Origin of the sequence: Paenibacillus agri (assembly GCF_013359945.1) — a bacterium.
GTDB classification, from domain to species: Bacteria; Bacillota; Bacilli; order Paenibacillales; family Paenibacillaceae; genus Paenibacillus_AQ; species Paenibacillus_AQ agri.
In genome coordinates this window covers 1-243 of the sequence record NZ_JABWCS010000048.1, presented here as the reverse complement: position 1 = coordinate 243, position 243 = coordinate 1, and the positions used below count along the sequence as shown (strand labels likewise).

General features: G+C 51.9%; 1 rRNA gene. It reads left to right on the top strand.

The annotated features are described in order from the left end of the window. Window positions 1-243, top strand: a 16S ribosomal RNA gene (locus tag HPT30_RS00225); the annotation flags it as partial.

Here is a 243-nt window from a genome sequence, read left to right as displayed (position 1 = left end):
GAGTACGGTCGCAAGACTGAAACTCAAAGGAATTGACGGGGACCCGCACAAGCAGTGGAGTATGTGGTTTAATTCGAAGCAACGCGAAGAACCTTACCAGGTCTTGACATCCAACTAACGAGGCAGAGATGCGTTAGGTGCCCTTCGGGGAAAGTTGAGACAGGTGGTGCATGGTTGTCGTCAGCTCGTGTCGTGAGATGTTGGGTTAAGTCCCGCAACGAGCGCAACCCTTGACTTTAGTTG